Annotated in this window: 11 protein-coding genes; 4 read left to right on the forward strand and 7 right to left on the reverse strand. The window is 71.2% G+C overall.

What is annotated here, in order from left to right:
* The first annotated feature begins 25 nt into the window (after nt 1–25).
* Nucleotides 26–1,210: an 8-amino-7-oxononanoate synthase gene (locus ACZ5ON_RS27260; RefSeq protein ID WP_465598057.1), complete on the forward strand. Its 1,185-nt coding sequence runs from the start codon at nt 26–28 to the stop codon at nt 1,208–1,210.
* A 189-nt stretch (nt 1,211–1,399) separates the two neighbouring features.
* Nucleotides 1,400–2,773 (forward strand): alpha/beta hydrolase family protein, encoded by a 1,374-nt coding sequence (locus tag ACZ5ON_RS27265; protein ID WP_465598060.1) that lies wholly within the window; start codon nt 1,400–1,402, stop codon nt 2,771–2,773.
* Between the two features lie 242 nt (nt 2,774–3,015).
* Here ACZ5ON_RS27265 and ACZ5ON_RS27270 read toward each other — a convergent pair whose 3' ends face one another.
* Nucleotides 3,016–3,654 (reverse strand): GNAT family N-acetyltransferase, encoded by a 639-nt coding sequence (locus tag ACZ5ON_RS27270; RefSeq protein ID WP_465598063.1) that lies wholly within the window; start codon nt 3,652–3,654, stop codon nt 3,016–3,018.
* 79 nt (nt 3,655–3,733) lie between these two features.
* Between ACZ5ON_RS27270 and ACZ5ON_RS27275 the strand changes: the two genes are divergently transcribed.
* Both ACZ5ON_RS27275 and ACZ5ON_RS27280 read left to right on the forward strand, forming a co-directional pair.
* Complete coding sequence (locus tag ACZ5ON_RS27275) at nt 3,734–3,886, forward strand: hypothetical protein (protein ID WP_465598066.1); 153 nt, start codon at nt 3,734–3,736, stop codon at nt 3,884–3,886.
* A gap of 129 nt (nt 3,887–4,015) precedes the next feature.
* A complete protein-coding gene (locus tag ACZ5ON_RS27280) occupies nt 4,016–4,465 on the forward strand; it encodes a low molecular weight protein-tyrosine-phosphatase (protein ID WP_465598069.1) in 450 nt (149 codons plus the stop codon).
* A gap of 91 nt (nt 4,466–4,556) precedes the next feature.
* Here ACZ5ON_RS27280 and ACZ5ON_RS27285 read toward each other — a convergent pair whose 3' ends face one another.
* From ACZ5ON_RS27285 to ACZ5ON_RS27310, 6 genes are all read right to left on the reverse strand, one after another.
* Nucleotides 4,557–5,684, reverse strand: coding sequence for an alpha/beta hydrolase (locus ACZ5ON_RS27285; protein WP_465598072.1), 1,128 nt, complete (start codon nt 5,682–5,684; stop codon nt 4,557–4,559).
* Nucleotides 5,677–6,216 carry a SigE family RNA polymerase sigma factor gene (locus ACZ5ON_RS27290; protein ID WP_465598075.1) on the reverse strand — a complete coding sequence of 180 codons (540 nt, stop codon included), beginning with the start codon at nt 6,214–6,216 and terminating at the stop codon, nt 5,677–5,679. The genes ACZ5ON_RS27285 and ACZ5ON_RS27290 overlap by 8 nt, the downstream gene beginning before the upstream one ends.
* Nucleotides 6,217–6,596: 380 nt before the next feature.
* Nucleotides 6,597–8,543: a potassium transporter Kup gene (locus ACZ5ON_RS27295; protein ID WP_465598078.1), complete on the reverse strand. Its 1,947-nt coding sequence runs from the start codon at nt 8,541–8,543 to the stop codon at nt 6,597–6,599.
* Nucleotides 8,544–8,916: 373 nt separating this feature from the next.
* Nucleotides 8,917–9,594 carry a response regulator gene (locus ACZ5ON_RS27300; RefSeq protein ID WP_465598081.1) on the reverse strand — a complete coding sequence of 226 codons (678 nt, stop codon included), beginning with the start codon at nt 9,592–9,594 and terminating at the stop codon, nt 8,917–8,919.
* A 153-nt stretch (nt 9,595–9,747) separates the two neighbouring features.
* A complete protein-coding gene (locus ACZ5ON_RS27305) occupies nt 9,748–12,300 on the reverse strand; it encodes an ATP-binding protein (RefSeq protein WP_465598084.1) in 2,553 nt (850 codons plus the stop codon).
* Between the two features lie 176 nt (nt 12,301–12,476).
* Nucleotides 12,477–12,575: a hypothetical protein gene (locus ACZ5ON_RS27310; protein ID WP_465598100.1), complete on the reverse strand. Its 99-nt coding sequence runs from the start codon at nt 12,573–12,575 to the stop codon at nt 12,477–12,479.
* Between the last annotated feature and the right edge of the window lie 6 nt (nt 12,576–12,581).

Raw genomic sequence — 12,581 nt, forward strand, 5'->3', positions numbered from 1 at the left:
CACCGGGGATGACAGAGTGCGGGCCATGGTCACGTCCTCAGTTCCCGAGCAGCAGGTCCTCACCCCCGCCGCCGTCTTCGACTGGCTCGACGAGGCGGCCGAGCTCCGGGCCAGAGCCGGGCTGACCCGCACCCTGCGCAGCCGGCCAGCCGAGGACCCCGTACTGGACCTGGCGAGCAACGACTACCTCGGACTCGTCCACCACCCGGCCGTGACCCGGGCCGCCGCCGATGCCGCGATGCGCTGGGGCGGCGGCTCGACCGGCTCCCGGCTGGTCACGGGCACCACCGAGCTGCACACCGAACTGGAGCGGGAACTGGCCGAGTTCTGCGGCTTCGAGGCGGCGCTGGTCTTCTCCTCCGGGTACGCGGCCAACCTCGCGGCCCTCACCGCGCTCACCGACCCCGACACGCTGATCGTCTCCGACGCGTACAACCACGCCTCCCTGATCGACGGCTGCCGCCTCTCCCGCAGCGACGTCCACCGTGCCCCGCACGGCGACCCGGCAGCCGTGGCCGAGGCGCTCGCCACCCGAACCCACCGCCGGGCACTGGTGGTCAGCGACACCGTCTTCTCGGTGGACGGCAACGCAGCCCCGCTCGCCGGTCTGGCCTCCGCCGCCCGCGCACACGGGGCCGCGCTGCTGGTGGACGACGCGCACGGGCTCGGCGTACTCGGTCCCGGCGGCAGCGGCGCGCCGGCCGAGGCCGGGCTCTCGGGCCGGCCCGACGTGGTCGCCACGGTCACCCTCTCCAAGTCGCTCGGCTCCCAGGGCGGCGCCGTGCTCGGACCCCGGCGGGTGATCAGACACCTCGCCGAGACCGCCCGCACCTTCATCTTCGACACCGGTCTCGCCCCCGCCGCGGTCGGCGCCGCGCTCGGCGCGCTGCGCCTGCTGCGTGCCGAACCGCAGCGCGCCGACCGTGCCCGCGAAGTCGCCCGGACCCTGGCGGACCGGCTCACCGCCGTCGGTCTGCGGGCGAGTACACCGGACGCCGCCGTGGTCTCGGTCCGCGCCCCGGGGCCGGAGGCCGCCGTCCAATGGGCCGCCGACTGCCGCACCGCCGGACTCGCCGTAGGCTGCTTCCGTCCCCCGTCGGTCCCGGACGGCATCTCCCGCCTGCGCCTGACGGCCCGCGGCGACCTGACCGATGACCAGATCTCCCAGGCCGTCGAGATCGTCAGGGCTACGGAGCCCGTAGAGGAGTAGCGGCTGCGGCGCCGCCGGCCTGGCGAGGATGCCGCAGCCCGGTCGGGCGGTCGTCCTGCAGGTCTTCTCGGGTCCAGGTCCCTGGACGCCCCTGTACCTGGGTACAGGGGCGAGGGTGGTGCAGGCCCTACCAAGAAGAGTGGTGGCCGCACTATCGAGCGGCAGACGGCTGGTCAACAGACTTGTGCCATGGTCCGAAAGTTGATCCTGCCCTCCGCTCTGGTTTTCTCGCTGGCCGCTCCGGCAGCCCTCACCGCGGCGGCCGCCGCACCGGCAGTACCCGTCGCCCAGACCGTCGAGCAACGCTCGTCCGGGCAGCTCTCGTCCGAACTGCCCTCGTCAGGGTTGCTCGCATCCGGGCAGCGCCCGGTGGAGCAGCGGTCCGTTCAGGCGCACCCGGCCGGGCCGCGCCCCGCCGCGCAGCAGGCGCGGCTCACCCTGCCCTCGCCCACCGGGTCGCACGAGCTCGGCACGGTCTCCCTGGACCTGGTCGACACCTCGCGGCCCGACCCCTGGGTGACCACGGTCCCGCACCGTGAACTGATGGTCAGCGTGGTCTATCCCGCAGTCCAGACAGGTCGCTATCCGGTGGCCCCGCAGCTCGACCCCGGAACAGCCGCCGCCTTCGACACGTTCACGGGCAACCGGAACTACGGCATACCGGTCGGCACGGTGGACTGGGGCGCCACACTCACCCACGCACACCGGGGCGCACCGGCCGACACCCGCGGCGGGCCGCTGCCGGTGGTGCTATATTCCCCGGGCGCCGGGGATCCGAGGTCCTGGGACACCACCCTGGTCGAGGATCTCGCAAGCCGGGGCTATGTGGTGGTGACCATCGACCACACCTACGAGTCCCCGGCCGTTCGCTTCCCGGACGGCTCGGTGCGCACCACGGTCCTCACCGACGAGTTGATCCAGAGGACGATCCGGGACGGCGGGATGCAGGCGCTGGCGCAGAAGACGATCGACACCCGGGTCGCCGACACCCGCTTCGTGCTCGACCGGCTGGCCACCCCCGGTACGCTTCCGCCGGACTTGGCCAAGCTCGCCGATCTGAACCGGATCGGCATGTTCGGCCATTCGGCGGGCGGCTACACCGCGGGCGAGACCATGCATGACGACAAGCGGATCAAAGCCGGCGTCAACATGGACGGCCCGCTCGGTACCAACCTGGACGACGGCGGCCCCAACCTCGCCCCGGTCGCCGTGGACGGGCTGGACCGGCCATTCCTGCTGATGGGCAGCCAGGCGAGCGATCACCACACCTTCCGCTCCTGGGAGGCATTCTGGGACAACACCCCGGGATGGCACCGCGATCTGCACCTGCGCGGCACCAAGCACGGCTCCTACACGGACGCCGAGCAACTGCTGCCGCAGATAGCCCAGCAGACCGGGCTGTCCGCCGACGCCCTCCAGGGGGAGATCGGCTGGTCAGCGCCGGGGCCGGTGCTGACCACCCAACAGACCTACCTCGCCGGCTTCTTCGACCGCTGGCTGAAGCATCGTGACGCCGGCCTGTTCGACAGGCCCGCCGCCTCGCCCGGCAGCTTCATCCCGTAGGAGCGGCCCGAGGGCTGATCTCCAACTCGCCGTCCGCCGTCGAGTTCCGGGATCCGGGTTCGCCGGCTCGGATCACCGGGCCCTGCGGGCTCCGAGCATCAGGGCTGCCGGCTCCGATCAGCAGATCCGTCGGCTCCGATCACCGGTCCCGTGTCCGCCGCTCCGCTCCGCCCCGCCGAGAGGTCTCGTAATGGCCAGTTCTGTACCGAAGCCCGGAAGTGCCGGGGGAGATGTGCGAGACCTCAGCCCGTGCGGTGGACCAACAGGGCCTCGGAGCCGACCGGGCGGTATCCGGCGGCCTGGAAGGTGCGGACGCTGGTCGCGTTGCCCGGCGCCTGCTGCGACCAGAGGTGCTCGCCTTCCGGCAGCAGGTGCCGGGCCGTCACCGCCAGCGCCCGGCCGAGTCCGCGGCCCCGGAACTCCGGGTCGACCTCGATCGCCACCTCCCAGCGCCCGGCCACGCCACGCCCGAGCACCAGCACTCCACCCGGTGTGGTCCAAACCCGGACATCGTCACGGAAGAGCAGCGCGCGGACGACGCGCGGATGCTCGCGGTCCTCGATCGGCACGACGGGGAGCGGCGGTTCTCCGGGCAGCCGGTCGGCCACGGTCAGCAGATCGATCGTGTTGATCACACGACCGGTCCGCGCTGAGAAGGCGTTCAGGAAGAACGGAGACATCGGCGCGGCCAGCGGATCCGCCGGGGAGGCGGCGATCGTCTCGCGCACCCAGTCCGGATCCTCCCGGGTGAACACCACCGTATGGGCGCTGAACGCGACCACACCCGCCTCGCGTTCGTCCGGCTGCGGAACCACCGTCACCGACCCGTCGGCGGGCGGGAACACGCCACCAGCGGCCTCGGCCAAGATCTTTCCTATCATGCCCACACCCTACGACCCGCTTCCCTCGACCCCGAGCCCGTACCCAGCTTCCCCGTCGGCCCCTACTTCCCGGCTGGAGGTGACCGGCCGTGGCGGGCCGGCGGCGACCGACGCCGGCGCTCGACCCGGACCAGGGGGAAGCGACGGCGCGCACCGCTTCCTCGGCGCCATGTTCGCCCAGACCGAGATGGAGGTCATCCTGCGTACCGTGCTCCGGCACGTCGCCCTGTGACCCCGGTCCGGGCTCCCCGTACGGCCCGGAGCCTTCCCGGACGCCGCCCGGACCGGAGACGCATCATGATGGTGCCGGGCCACCCGTCCCCAGGCCGAAACAGCCACCCGCCGCCACCGGAGTGACACGATGACCGACGAGACCGCACCCTTGCGCATCCTGACGGTCTGCCTGGGCAACTACTGCCGATCACCGTTCGCCGCCGCGGTGCTCGCCGCGCGAGGAGGGCCGGTGCTGACCGTCCGCTCGGCCGGCCTGCTCGCCAAGTGGGAGGGCGAGTCCGCCCACCCCTTCATGATCGCGGCGGCCGCCCGGCTCGGCTACGACCTCACCGCCCACCGCGGCGTGCGGGTCAGTGCCGAACTGCTGGACTGGGCTGACCTGGTGCTCGCCATGGACACCGCCGTACTGGACGCGCTACGCGACCGCGCCGGCGCCGGCAACACCCCCAAGCTCCGGCTCTACTTGGAGGGCATGGACGTACCCGACCCGATGGGCCGGCCGGAGGAGGCGTTCACCGCCTGCGCCGCCGTCATCGAGTCCGGGGCCGATCGCTACCTGCCCCAGCCGCCCGACTGACCCGGGGCGGATGGCCACCGATCCGGGGACGGTTCTTCGGCGAGAGCGGCGGGAGTGAGGCACCGCCGGTGCCCGGGATTCCGACGCTTTGTCAGTGCCGCTCAGGCGTCTGCCGGGAGAGCCAGCGCAGTGCGTTCGGAAGGGCCTGCTGCCAGATCTGGAGACGGTGGCCGGGCGGGGTCTCCACCACGGTCACGGTGGTGGGCGACTTGGCCGCCTGCTGGAGAGCCTTCGCGTCCTCCAGCCCGTCGTTCGGGCTGCCGGTCTCGTAGAGGCTGACCTGGGGAGGCCGAGCCGCGCTCCGCAGCATGTTCAGAGGGTTGGCCGACTCCCGCAGCTCCGGGTCCTCGGCGACATCCGAACTCCCCCTGTTCGCCGGATCGTTGAAGCCGCTGAACCCCACCACCGCGTGGAACCGGTCGGGATGCCCGATGCCCAGTCGGGTGGCGCAGTGCGCGCCCGTCCCGTAACCGGCCACGGACCACTGGTCGGCGGCCGGGGCGGCCCGGAAGTTGTCCAGCACCAGCTGCGGCACGTCCTCGGCCAGCCAGGTCTCCGCCTCGGCCTTGCCCGGAACGTCGGCGCAACCGGGGTCGGTGCCACCGGGTCCGCTTCCGAGTACGCTGGTCTGCGCCGCCACCAGGATGAATGGCTGCACATCCCGCTTGGAGACCATCGTCTTGAGCTCCTCGGACGTCCGGAGAGTGCCGAACCACGTGGCGGGCGACCCCGGGAAGCCGGGCAGCAGCTCGATCACGGGGAACGTGCGGTCCCGGTAGGCCGGGTCGTCGTACTGCGGTGGCAGCCACACCATCACCTGACCCTTGAACCCCGAGGCGCGCCCCTGGACGGTGGCGCCCACGATGTCCTTCGGGAACGACCCCGATTCCTGGACGGGCTTGAACCCCGCCTTACCGTCCGGCGATTGCGCCGGAGCGGACCCGGTGCCGCTCGGCCCGGCCGAGGACGCCGCCGTCGCGGCGCCGGTCCCGGCCGGTGCGGCGGGCGAGGACCGGCCCACCGCGGACTGCGCCAGGAACAGGCCGGAGAGCATCGCCCCGGCAGCGCCCAGGGTGAGCGCGGCCCGGGTGATGGTGCGCCGACGGCGCAGCCTGCCGCCCTCGCGCATGATTGCATCGATCGGCGCGGGGCCCACCGTCAGCTCGTTCACCTGGTGGGTGAGGGTTAGTTGGAGATCGGACTCGTCGAATTCAGCCATTGAGCACCTCCGGTAGGGGGGTCTGCCATGAGTGGTCGGCCAGCTGGGGGTGGGTGCGGAGCTTCGCGAGCCCCTTCGACGCCTGGCTTTTGACGGTTCCGACGGAGCAGCCGAGAGCCGCGGCGACCTCGCTCTCGGACAGGTCCTCCCAATACCTCAGGACCACCACGGCGCGCTGTCGGGCCGGCAGTTCGGCCAGTGCGGCGAACAGGACGTGCCGCTGCTCGAGCCGGACACTCGGGTCGCTCTCGCCGTGGTGCGCCTGGTCCGGGAGCGTTTCGGTCGGGAACTCGACCGGGCGTCGCTTCCGGAACCGCCCGGCATTGCTCGTCACCAGGATCCGGCGTAGATACGCGTCCGGATTGTCGCTGTTCCTGACCCGGTGCCAGGACGCGTATGCCTTGGCCAGTGCGGTCTGTGCCACGTCCTCCGCGTGGTGACGGTCCCCCGTGAGCAGATAGGCCGTTCGCACCAGGACCGACCACCGCCCCTGGACGAACTCCCTGAACTCCGTCTCGTCTTCCGCGCGCATTCAGGCGCACCCCCTTCCACCCCACCAGAGCACCACCCCCGCCGATCAGGTTGCCGCCCGTTGCCGACGAATTTCGAGCACCTGCCGACGACCTGTCAGCCGCGGGTCGCCAGGCGCCTGCCGGCCTTCACCGAACCGCGGAGCGCCGTGCCGGAGCCAGGCAATCCTCGGTGCATGCCGAGCCCGCGCGAGCCCGTCGGCCCGAGCCGTGACCGTAGGTGCGGCCCGCCCCCGCCCTGAACGGGTACGCAGATTCCCGGGCACTCGCAGGCGGGAACTTGTGGCTTGCTTCCGGTGCCGCGCCACACGAGATCGGCGACGCCCGCAGCGCTGCGCCTGGCGGCACTGCGGTCAGGCGCGTCCGCCGTCGGTACGGCCGCCTACACCTCGATGTGCGAGCCCATGATGACCGTGCGGTCGCGGGGGAGACCGAAGTACTCGGCGGCGTCGGCCGTGATGTAGGAGGTGGCGATGAACAGTCGTTTGCGCCAGGGCGCCATCGTCGGTGCCTTCCCGCGCCGGAGCTCGATCTTCGACAGGAAGTAGGAGGCCTGGTCGAGTTGCAACTGCCCCTCGGTGCGGGACGGGGCGAGCATCGTCAGCGCGGCGGGCACGTCCGGTGTCTCCATGTAGCCGAACCGGGCGGTGACGTGGATGATCCCGTCCGTGGTGTAGCCGAGGTCGTCGACGGTGATCCGCCGCTCGGCCGGGAACCGCGGCACCGGCTCGGTCTCGATGGACAGGATCACGACCTGGTCGTGCCGCACGTGGTTGTGTTCGACGTTGGCCCGCATGGCCAGCGGCGCGGTCTTCTTGCCCCGGTTGAGGAAGACGGCGGTGCCGGGGACCCGGAGCGCAGGCATCCGTCCGCTGTGGAGGTTTTCGACGAACTCGGGCAGCGGGCCTTCGTGCCGTGCCCGTTCCGCGGTGACGATCTCACGCCCGCGCTGCCAGGTCGTCATGACGGTGAACGCGGTGATGCCGATCAGCAGCGGCAGCCACGCGCCGTGGACGAGCTTGGTCACGTTGGCCGCCACGAACAGCAGGTCCACGGAGAGCAGCACGGTCGCGCCGACGGCGACCAGCCACACCGGTGTGCCCCACCTCGCACGGGCGACGTAGAAGAACAGCAAGGTGGTGATGGTGATGGTTCCGGTGACCGCCATGCCGAACGCGAAGGCCAGCGCGGCGGAGCTGCGGAAGGCGAAGACCAGGGTGAGCACCGAGACCATCAGCAGCCAGTTGATCCAGGGAACGTAGATCTGACCCATGGTGGACTCGGAGGTGTACGCGATGCGCAGCCTGGGCAGGTAGCCGAGCTGGGCCGCCTGGGAGGTGACCGAGTACGCGCCGGTGATCACTGCCTGGGAGGCGATCACCGTCGCCGCTGTGGCCAGAACGACCATCGGCAGCCGTCCCCAGTCGGGAACGAGCAGGAAGAACGGGCTGTTGACCTTGTCCGGGGCGGCGAGGATCAGTGCGCCCTGACCGAGGTAGCTCAGGACGCACGCGGGGAAGACGAGGAACAGCCAGGCGCGGGTGATCGGCCGGCGGCCGAAGTGCCCCATGTCGGCGTAGAGCGCCTCGGCCCCGGTGACCGCGAGCACGATGGCGGCCAGCGCGAAGAACGCGGTGCCGAAGTCGTCGACCAGGAAGTCCAGGGCGTAGCTCGGTGACAGAGCCCTGAGGATCTCCGGGTGGTCGGCGATGCCGGCCACGCCGCACGCGCCGATGGCCGTGAACCAGGCGATCATCACCGGTCCGAACAGTCGGCCCACCGCCGCGGATCCCCTGCGCTGCACCAGGAACAGCGCAACGATGATCGCCGCGGTACCCGGCACGACGGCGCTCTCCAGCGACGACTCGACGACCTTGAGGCCCTCGACCGCGGACAGCACCGAGATCGCCGGGGTGATCATGCTGTCGCCGAAGAACAGCGACGCGCCGAAGATGCCCAGCGCGGCCAGTACGGCGGTGGTCCGCCGGCCCCGTGGTGAGCCGGAGCGCCGCAGCAGGGTGATCAGTGCCATGATGCCGCCCTCGCCGTCGTTGTCGGCGCGCATCGCCAGCAGTACGTAGGTGACCAGGACGATGATCACCACCGACCAGAACACCAGCGACACGACCCCGAACACGTTCTGCGCGGTGACCGGGACGGGGTGCGGGTCACTGGGGTTGAACACGGTCTGGAGGGTGTAGATCGGACTGGTCCCGATGTCACCGAAGACCACGCCGAGAGCACCGATGACCAGTGCGACGCGCGCCGTGTCGTGTTCGCTCGAGTGGCGAGCCTCCGGCGGCCGCGGTGTGGAACCACTGTCGGCCATGGTGGTGGTCCTCCTCCGGGCGAGTTGCTCTGCTCCAGGGCTGATGCCTTGCGGCGGACGATACCGATCACATGGCGCAACCGTCGGCAGGCGTGCGCGGCTCCGTCCCGATCGGTGTCCGTCGCGTGCGATCAGCACCGCTGTGATGCCCATGAGTGTGGGGAGTCTTCCACTCCGTACCTACGGGGCGTGATCACCGGAGAGGGGCGCGGGTGGACCGTCAGCCGAATTCGCGCAGTCGTGGGCGGACACCGAGGACGGTCAGGGTGAGGGCGATCGCCAGTGCGAGGCCGACGGCGACGGCGACGCCGGTGCCGAGGTCCTGGTCGGTGGCCGCGACGGCCCGACCCCTGATCCGGCCTGCTCCGACCGCTCACGGCTGGTACCGGTAGCCGATGCCGGGTTCGGTGATCAGGTGGCGGGGCCTGGCCGGGTCGGGCTCCAGTTTGCGGCGTAGTCCTGAGAAGTACACGCGCAGGTAGTTGCCGTGGTGCTCCTGCCCGGGGCCCCAGACCTTGCGCAGGATCTCCCGGCCGGGCACCAGCCGTCCCGGGACGGCGAGCAGCAGCTTGAGGATCTCCCACTCGATCGGGGTGAGCCGAACCGTTCCCCGCGGTCCGATGACGGTGCTCGCCGCGATGTCGACCGTGTGAGCGCCGATCACCGCGGTCGGCGGCGGGCTGATGTCGGTGGCCGCGCGCCGGAGCACCGCGCGAAGCCGGGCGAACAGCTCGTCCACCTCGAACGGTTTGGTGAGGTAGTCGTCGGCACCCGCGTCCAGGGCCAGGACCTTGTCATGGAGCCCGCTGCGGCCCGAGAGCACGATGATCGGCACCGTCAGCGAGGCTCGCAGGCCTCGTATGACGTCGACGCCGTCGAAGTCCGGCAGGCCCAGGTCGAGCAGGACGGCGTCGGGTGCGGCCAGGCTGGCGGCGTCCAGGGCCTGCTGCCCGGTGCTCGCGGTCAGCACGGAGTAACGCCGGGCGTGGAAGTTGATCCGCAACGCTCGCAGCAGCCCGGGCTCGTCCTCGACGACCAGGACGTGGCTCATGTGCCCGCCCCTTCCCCAGCCTTGGCGGCTGGGAGGTGTCCCCACCGCTCGGCTGGGGCGTTCGCGCACGCGCGCCTTTCGACGATTCTCCCTTCGGCCGGGGGGACCCTCATGCTCCGCTCGCTCATGACCGTTCCCCCTTTCGGCCGGTGCTCACTGCCCCTGCTCCGGGGCCGGGTGCTCGGCGTCCCCGAGGGCAGCCGGAAGGACGAGGAGCATGGTGGTGCCGCCGCCCGGGGTGTCCTCGACGTCGAGGGTGCCGCCCATGGCCTCCGCCAGGCCCCGGGAGAGGGCGAGACCGAGGCCGAGACCGGTGGTGTTGTCGGTGTCGCCGAGGCGCTGGAAGGCGAGGAAGACCCGGTCGCGGTGTTCGGGGGCGATGCCGGGGCCGTGGTCGATGACGCGGATCTCCACCTGGTCCTGGTGTGCGCTGGCGGCGACCAACACGGGTGCGCCGGGGGCGTTGTGGCGAAGGGCGTTGGTGATGACGTTGGCCAGGACGCGCTCCAGCAGCGGCGGGTCGGCCAGGACAGGTGGGACGGTGTCCAGGTCGAGCGGCTGCACGGGGGCGTCGGGCCGGGCGAGGGAGTCCATGGCGCTGGTGAGAACGCCGGACAGTGCGGTGGGTGCGAGGTGGAGGGTGAGGGCGCCGGCCTGGAGGCGGCTCATGTCGAGCAGGTTGTCGACCAGGCGGGTGAGTTTGACCAGCGATTCGTCGGCGAGGTCGAGGAGTTCGGCCTGGTCCTCGGGGGAGAACTCGACATCGGGGCTGCGCAGCGAGCCGATCGAGGCGAGCGCGGCGGCCAGCGGGGTGCGCAGGTCGTGGCTGACGGCGGCGAGCAGCGCGGTGCGCATCTTGTCGGCGGCCTTGATGGGCTCGATCTCGGCGGCGACGGTGGCGAGCCGGTCGCGTTCCAGGGCGGCCGCGAGGTGGCCGGCGAAGGCGGTGAGCACGCGCTGGTCGGAGGCGGGCAGCCGACGGCCGGCCAGGATCATCAACGCGCTCCCGTTGACGTGGACTTCGGTGACCTCATGGTCGGCGGGGGGCTCCCCGTCGGTGTCGCTGCGGGCGATGACGTCACCGCTCGTGCGGTCGAGGAGGGCGACGGAGTCCATCCCGAAGGCGGTGCGGGTCTTGTCCAGCAGCGCGGGCACGGCGTCGGCGCCGCGCAGCACGCTGCCGGCGAGGGTTGAGAGGGTCTCGGCCTCGGCGGTGGCGCGGGCGCCGCGGGCGGCCAGCCGGGAGGCGTGGTCCACCACCGAGGACACCGTGAGCGCCACGGTGGCGAAGACGAGGAGGGCGACGATGTTGTTGGGTTCGTCGATCGTGAAGGTGTGGATCGGCGGGATGAAGTAGTAGTTGAGCAGCAGTGAGGCGATCACCGAGGCGAGCAGGGCGGAGAGCGCACCGCCGAGCAACGCCACCGTTACGACGCCGAGTTGGAAGATCAGCGCGTCGGTGGTGAGGTTGATCCCGTGCCGCAGTTGGGACAGGACCATGGTCAGCAACACGGGCAGCACCAGACCCGAGGCGCACCCCGCCACCGTGCGCCGAAGGGAGTGTCGCCGTCCCAGCGAGGGCAGCCGGCCGCGTCCGGTGAACTCGTGGGTGACCATGTGGACGTCGATGTCCTCGGACAGGTCGATGGTGGTCTGCCCGTTGCCGGGGCCGGTGAGGAAGCGGTTGACCCGGCCGCGGCGGCTGGTGCCGAGGACCAGCTGGGTGGCGTCGTGGGCGCGGGCGAAGGCGAGCAGCGAGCTCGGGATGTCGTCCCCGACGACGACGTGGTAGCTGCCGCCGAGGGTCTCCACCAGTTGTCTCTGCTGGGCGAGTTCCCCGGGTGAGGCACCGGCCAGGCCGTCGCTCCTGGTGACGTGCACGGCGAGCAGCTCGCCGCCGGCGGTGCGGTCGGCGATCCGGGCGGCGCGGCGGATGATGGTCTCGCCCTCGGGTCCGCCGGTGAGGGCGACCACGACGCGTTCGCGGGTCTCCCAGACCCGGTCGATGTTGTGGCTGGCCCGGTAGTCGCGCAGGCCCTCGTCCACCCGTCCGGCGACCCAGAGCAGGGCGAGTTCGCGCAGCGCGGTCAGGTTGCCGACCCGGAAGTAGTTGGAGAGCGCGGCGTCCACCTTCTCGGCCTTGTAGACGTTGCCGTGGGCCATCCGGCGGCGCAGCGCCTGCGGGGCCATGTCCACGAGCTCGATCTGGTCGGCCTGGCGGACGACATCGTCGGGGACGGTCTCGCGCTGGGGGATGCCGGTGATCTTCTGGACCACGTCGTTGAGGGATTCCAGGTGCTGGATGTTGACGGTGGTGATGACGTCGATGCCGGAGTCCAGCAGTTCCTCGACGTCCTGCCAGCGCTTTCCGTGCCGGCCGCCGGGGACGTTGGTGTGCGCCAGCTCGTCGACCAGCACCACCTGGGGCCTGCGGGCGAGGACCGCGTCGAGGTCCATCTCCGGGAAGTCGGTGTCCCGGTAGCGGCGGGTGAGCCGAGGGACGAGTTCCAGGCCTTGGAGCAGGTTCTCGGTGTGCCGGCGGCCGTGGCACTCGATGTAGCCGACCACGACGTCCGCCCCGCGGTCATGTCTGCGGTGGGCCTCGTCCAGCATCCGGTAGGTCTTGCCGACGCCGGGGGCCGAACCGAGGTAGACCCTCAGCTGTCCTCGGCGCTTCAAGGAGCCGGGCGTGAGGTCACGGGACATGGGCGCTGCTCTTTCCTGGGAGAGAGGCCGGACATGAGGTCGAACGGCTGCCGGAACCTCACACGGGACGGTCGGCCCCGCTCAGCGGACACGGCATATGGGCGACCGACCCGGGTGCAGGGTTCTCCCCTTGCGCCCGGGTCGGTCGGATCACCCGTTGGATTGATGTGCCGTCATCACTTGTTCTCGCCGAGTGCCTTGTTGAGCAGGACGACGTTGACGCCGCTCTGGCCGAGGAACCCGAGGGGACGGCCGTCGGTGTACTCGTCGATCAGGTGGTT

Source organism: Kitasatospora sp. NPDC032150, assembly GCF_055579945.1.

What these genes read in the sequence shown, in the direction of transcription:
- ACZ5ON_RS27260 (WP_465598057.1), top strand. Translation starts at nt 26, where the DNA reads ATGGTCACGTCCTCAGTTCCCGAGCAGCAGGTCCTCACCCCCGCCGCC.
- ACZ5ON_RS27265 (WP_465598060.1), top strand. Translation starts at nt 1,400, where the DNA reads ATGGTCCGAAAGTTGATCCTGCCCTCCGCTCTGGTTTTCTCGCTGGCC.
- ACZ5ON_RS27270 (WP_465598063.1), bottom strand. Translation starts at nt 3,654, where the DNA reads ATGATAGGAAAGATCTTGGCCGAGGCCGCTGGTGGCGTGTTCCCGCCC.
- ACZ5ON_RS27280 (WP_465598069.1), top strand. Translation starts at nt 4,016, where the DNA reads ATGACCGACGAGACCGCACCCTTGCGCATCCTGACGGTCTGCCTGGGC.
- ACZ5ON_RS27285 (WP_465598072.1), bottom strand. Translation starts at nt 5,684, where the DNA reads ATGGCTGAATTCGACGAGTCCGATCTCCAACTAACCCTCACCCACCAG.
- ACZ5ON_RS27290 (WP_465598075.1), bottom strand. Translation starts at nt 6,216, where the DNA reads ATGCGCGCGGAAGACGAGACGGAGTTCAGGGAGTTCGTCCAGGGGCGG.
- ACZ5ON_RS27295 (WP_465598078.1), bottom strand. Translation starts at nt 8,543, where the DNA reads ATGGCCGACAGTGGTTCCACACCGCGGCCGCCGGAGGCTCGCCACTCG.
- ACZ5ON_RS27300 (WP_465598081.1), bottom strand. Translation starts at nt 9,594, where the DNA reads ATGAGCCACGTCCTGGTCGTCGAGGACGAGCCCGGGCTGCTGCGAGCG.
- ACZ5ON_RS27305 (WP_465598084.1), bottom strand. Translation starts at nt 12,300, where the DNA reads ATGTCCCGTGACCTCACGCCCGGCTCCTTGAAGCGCCGAGGACAGCTG.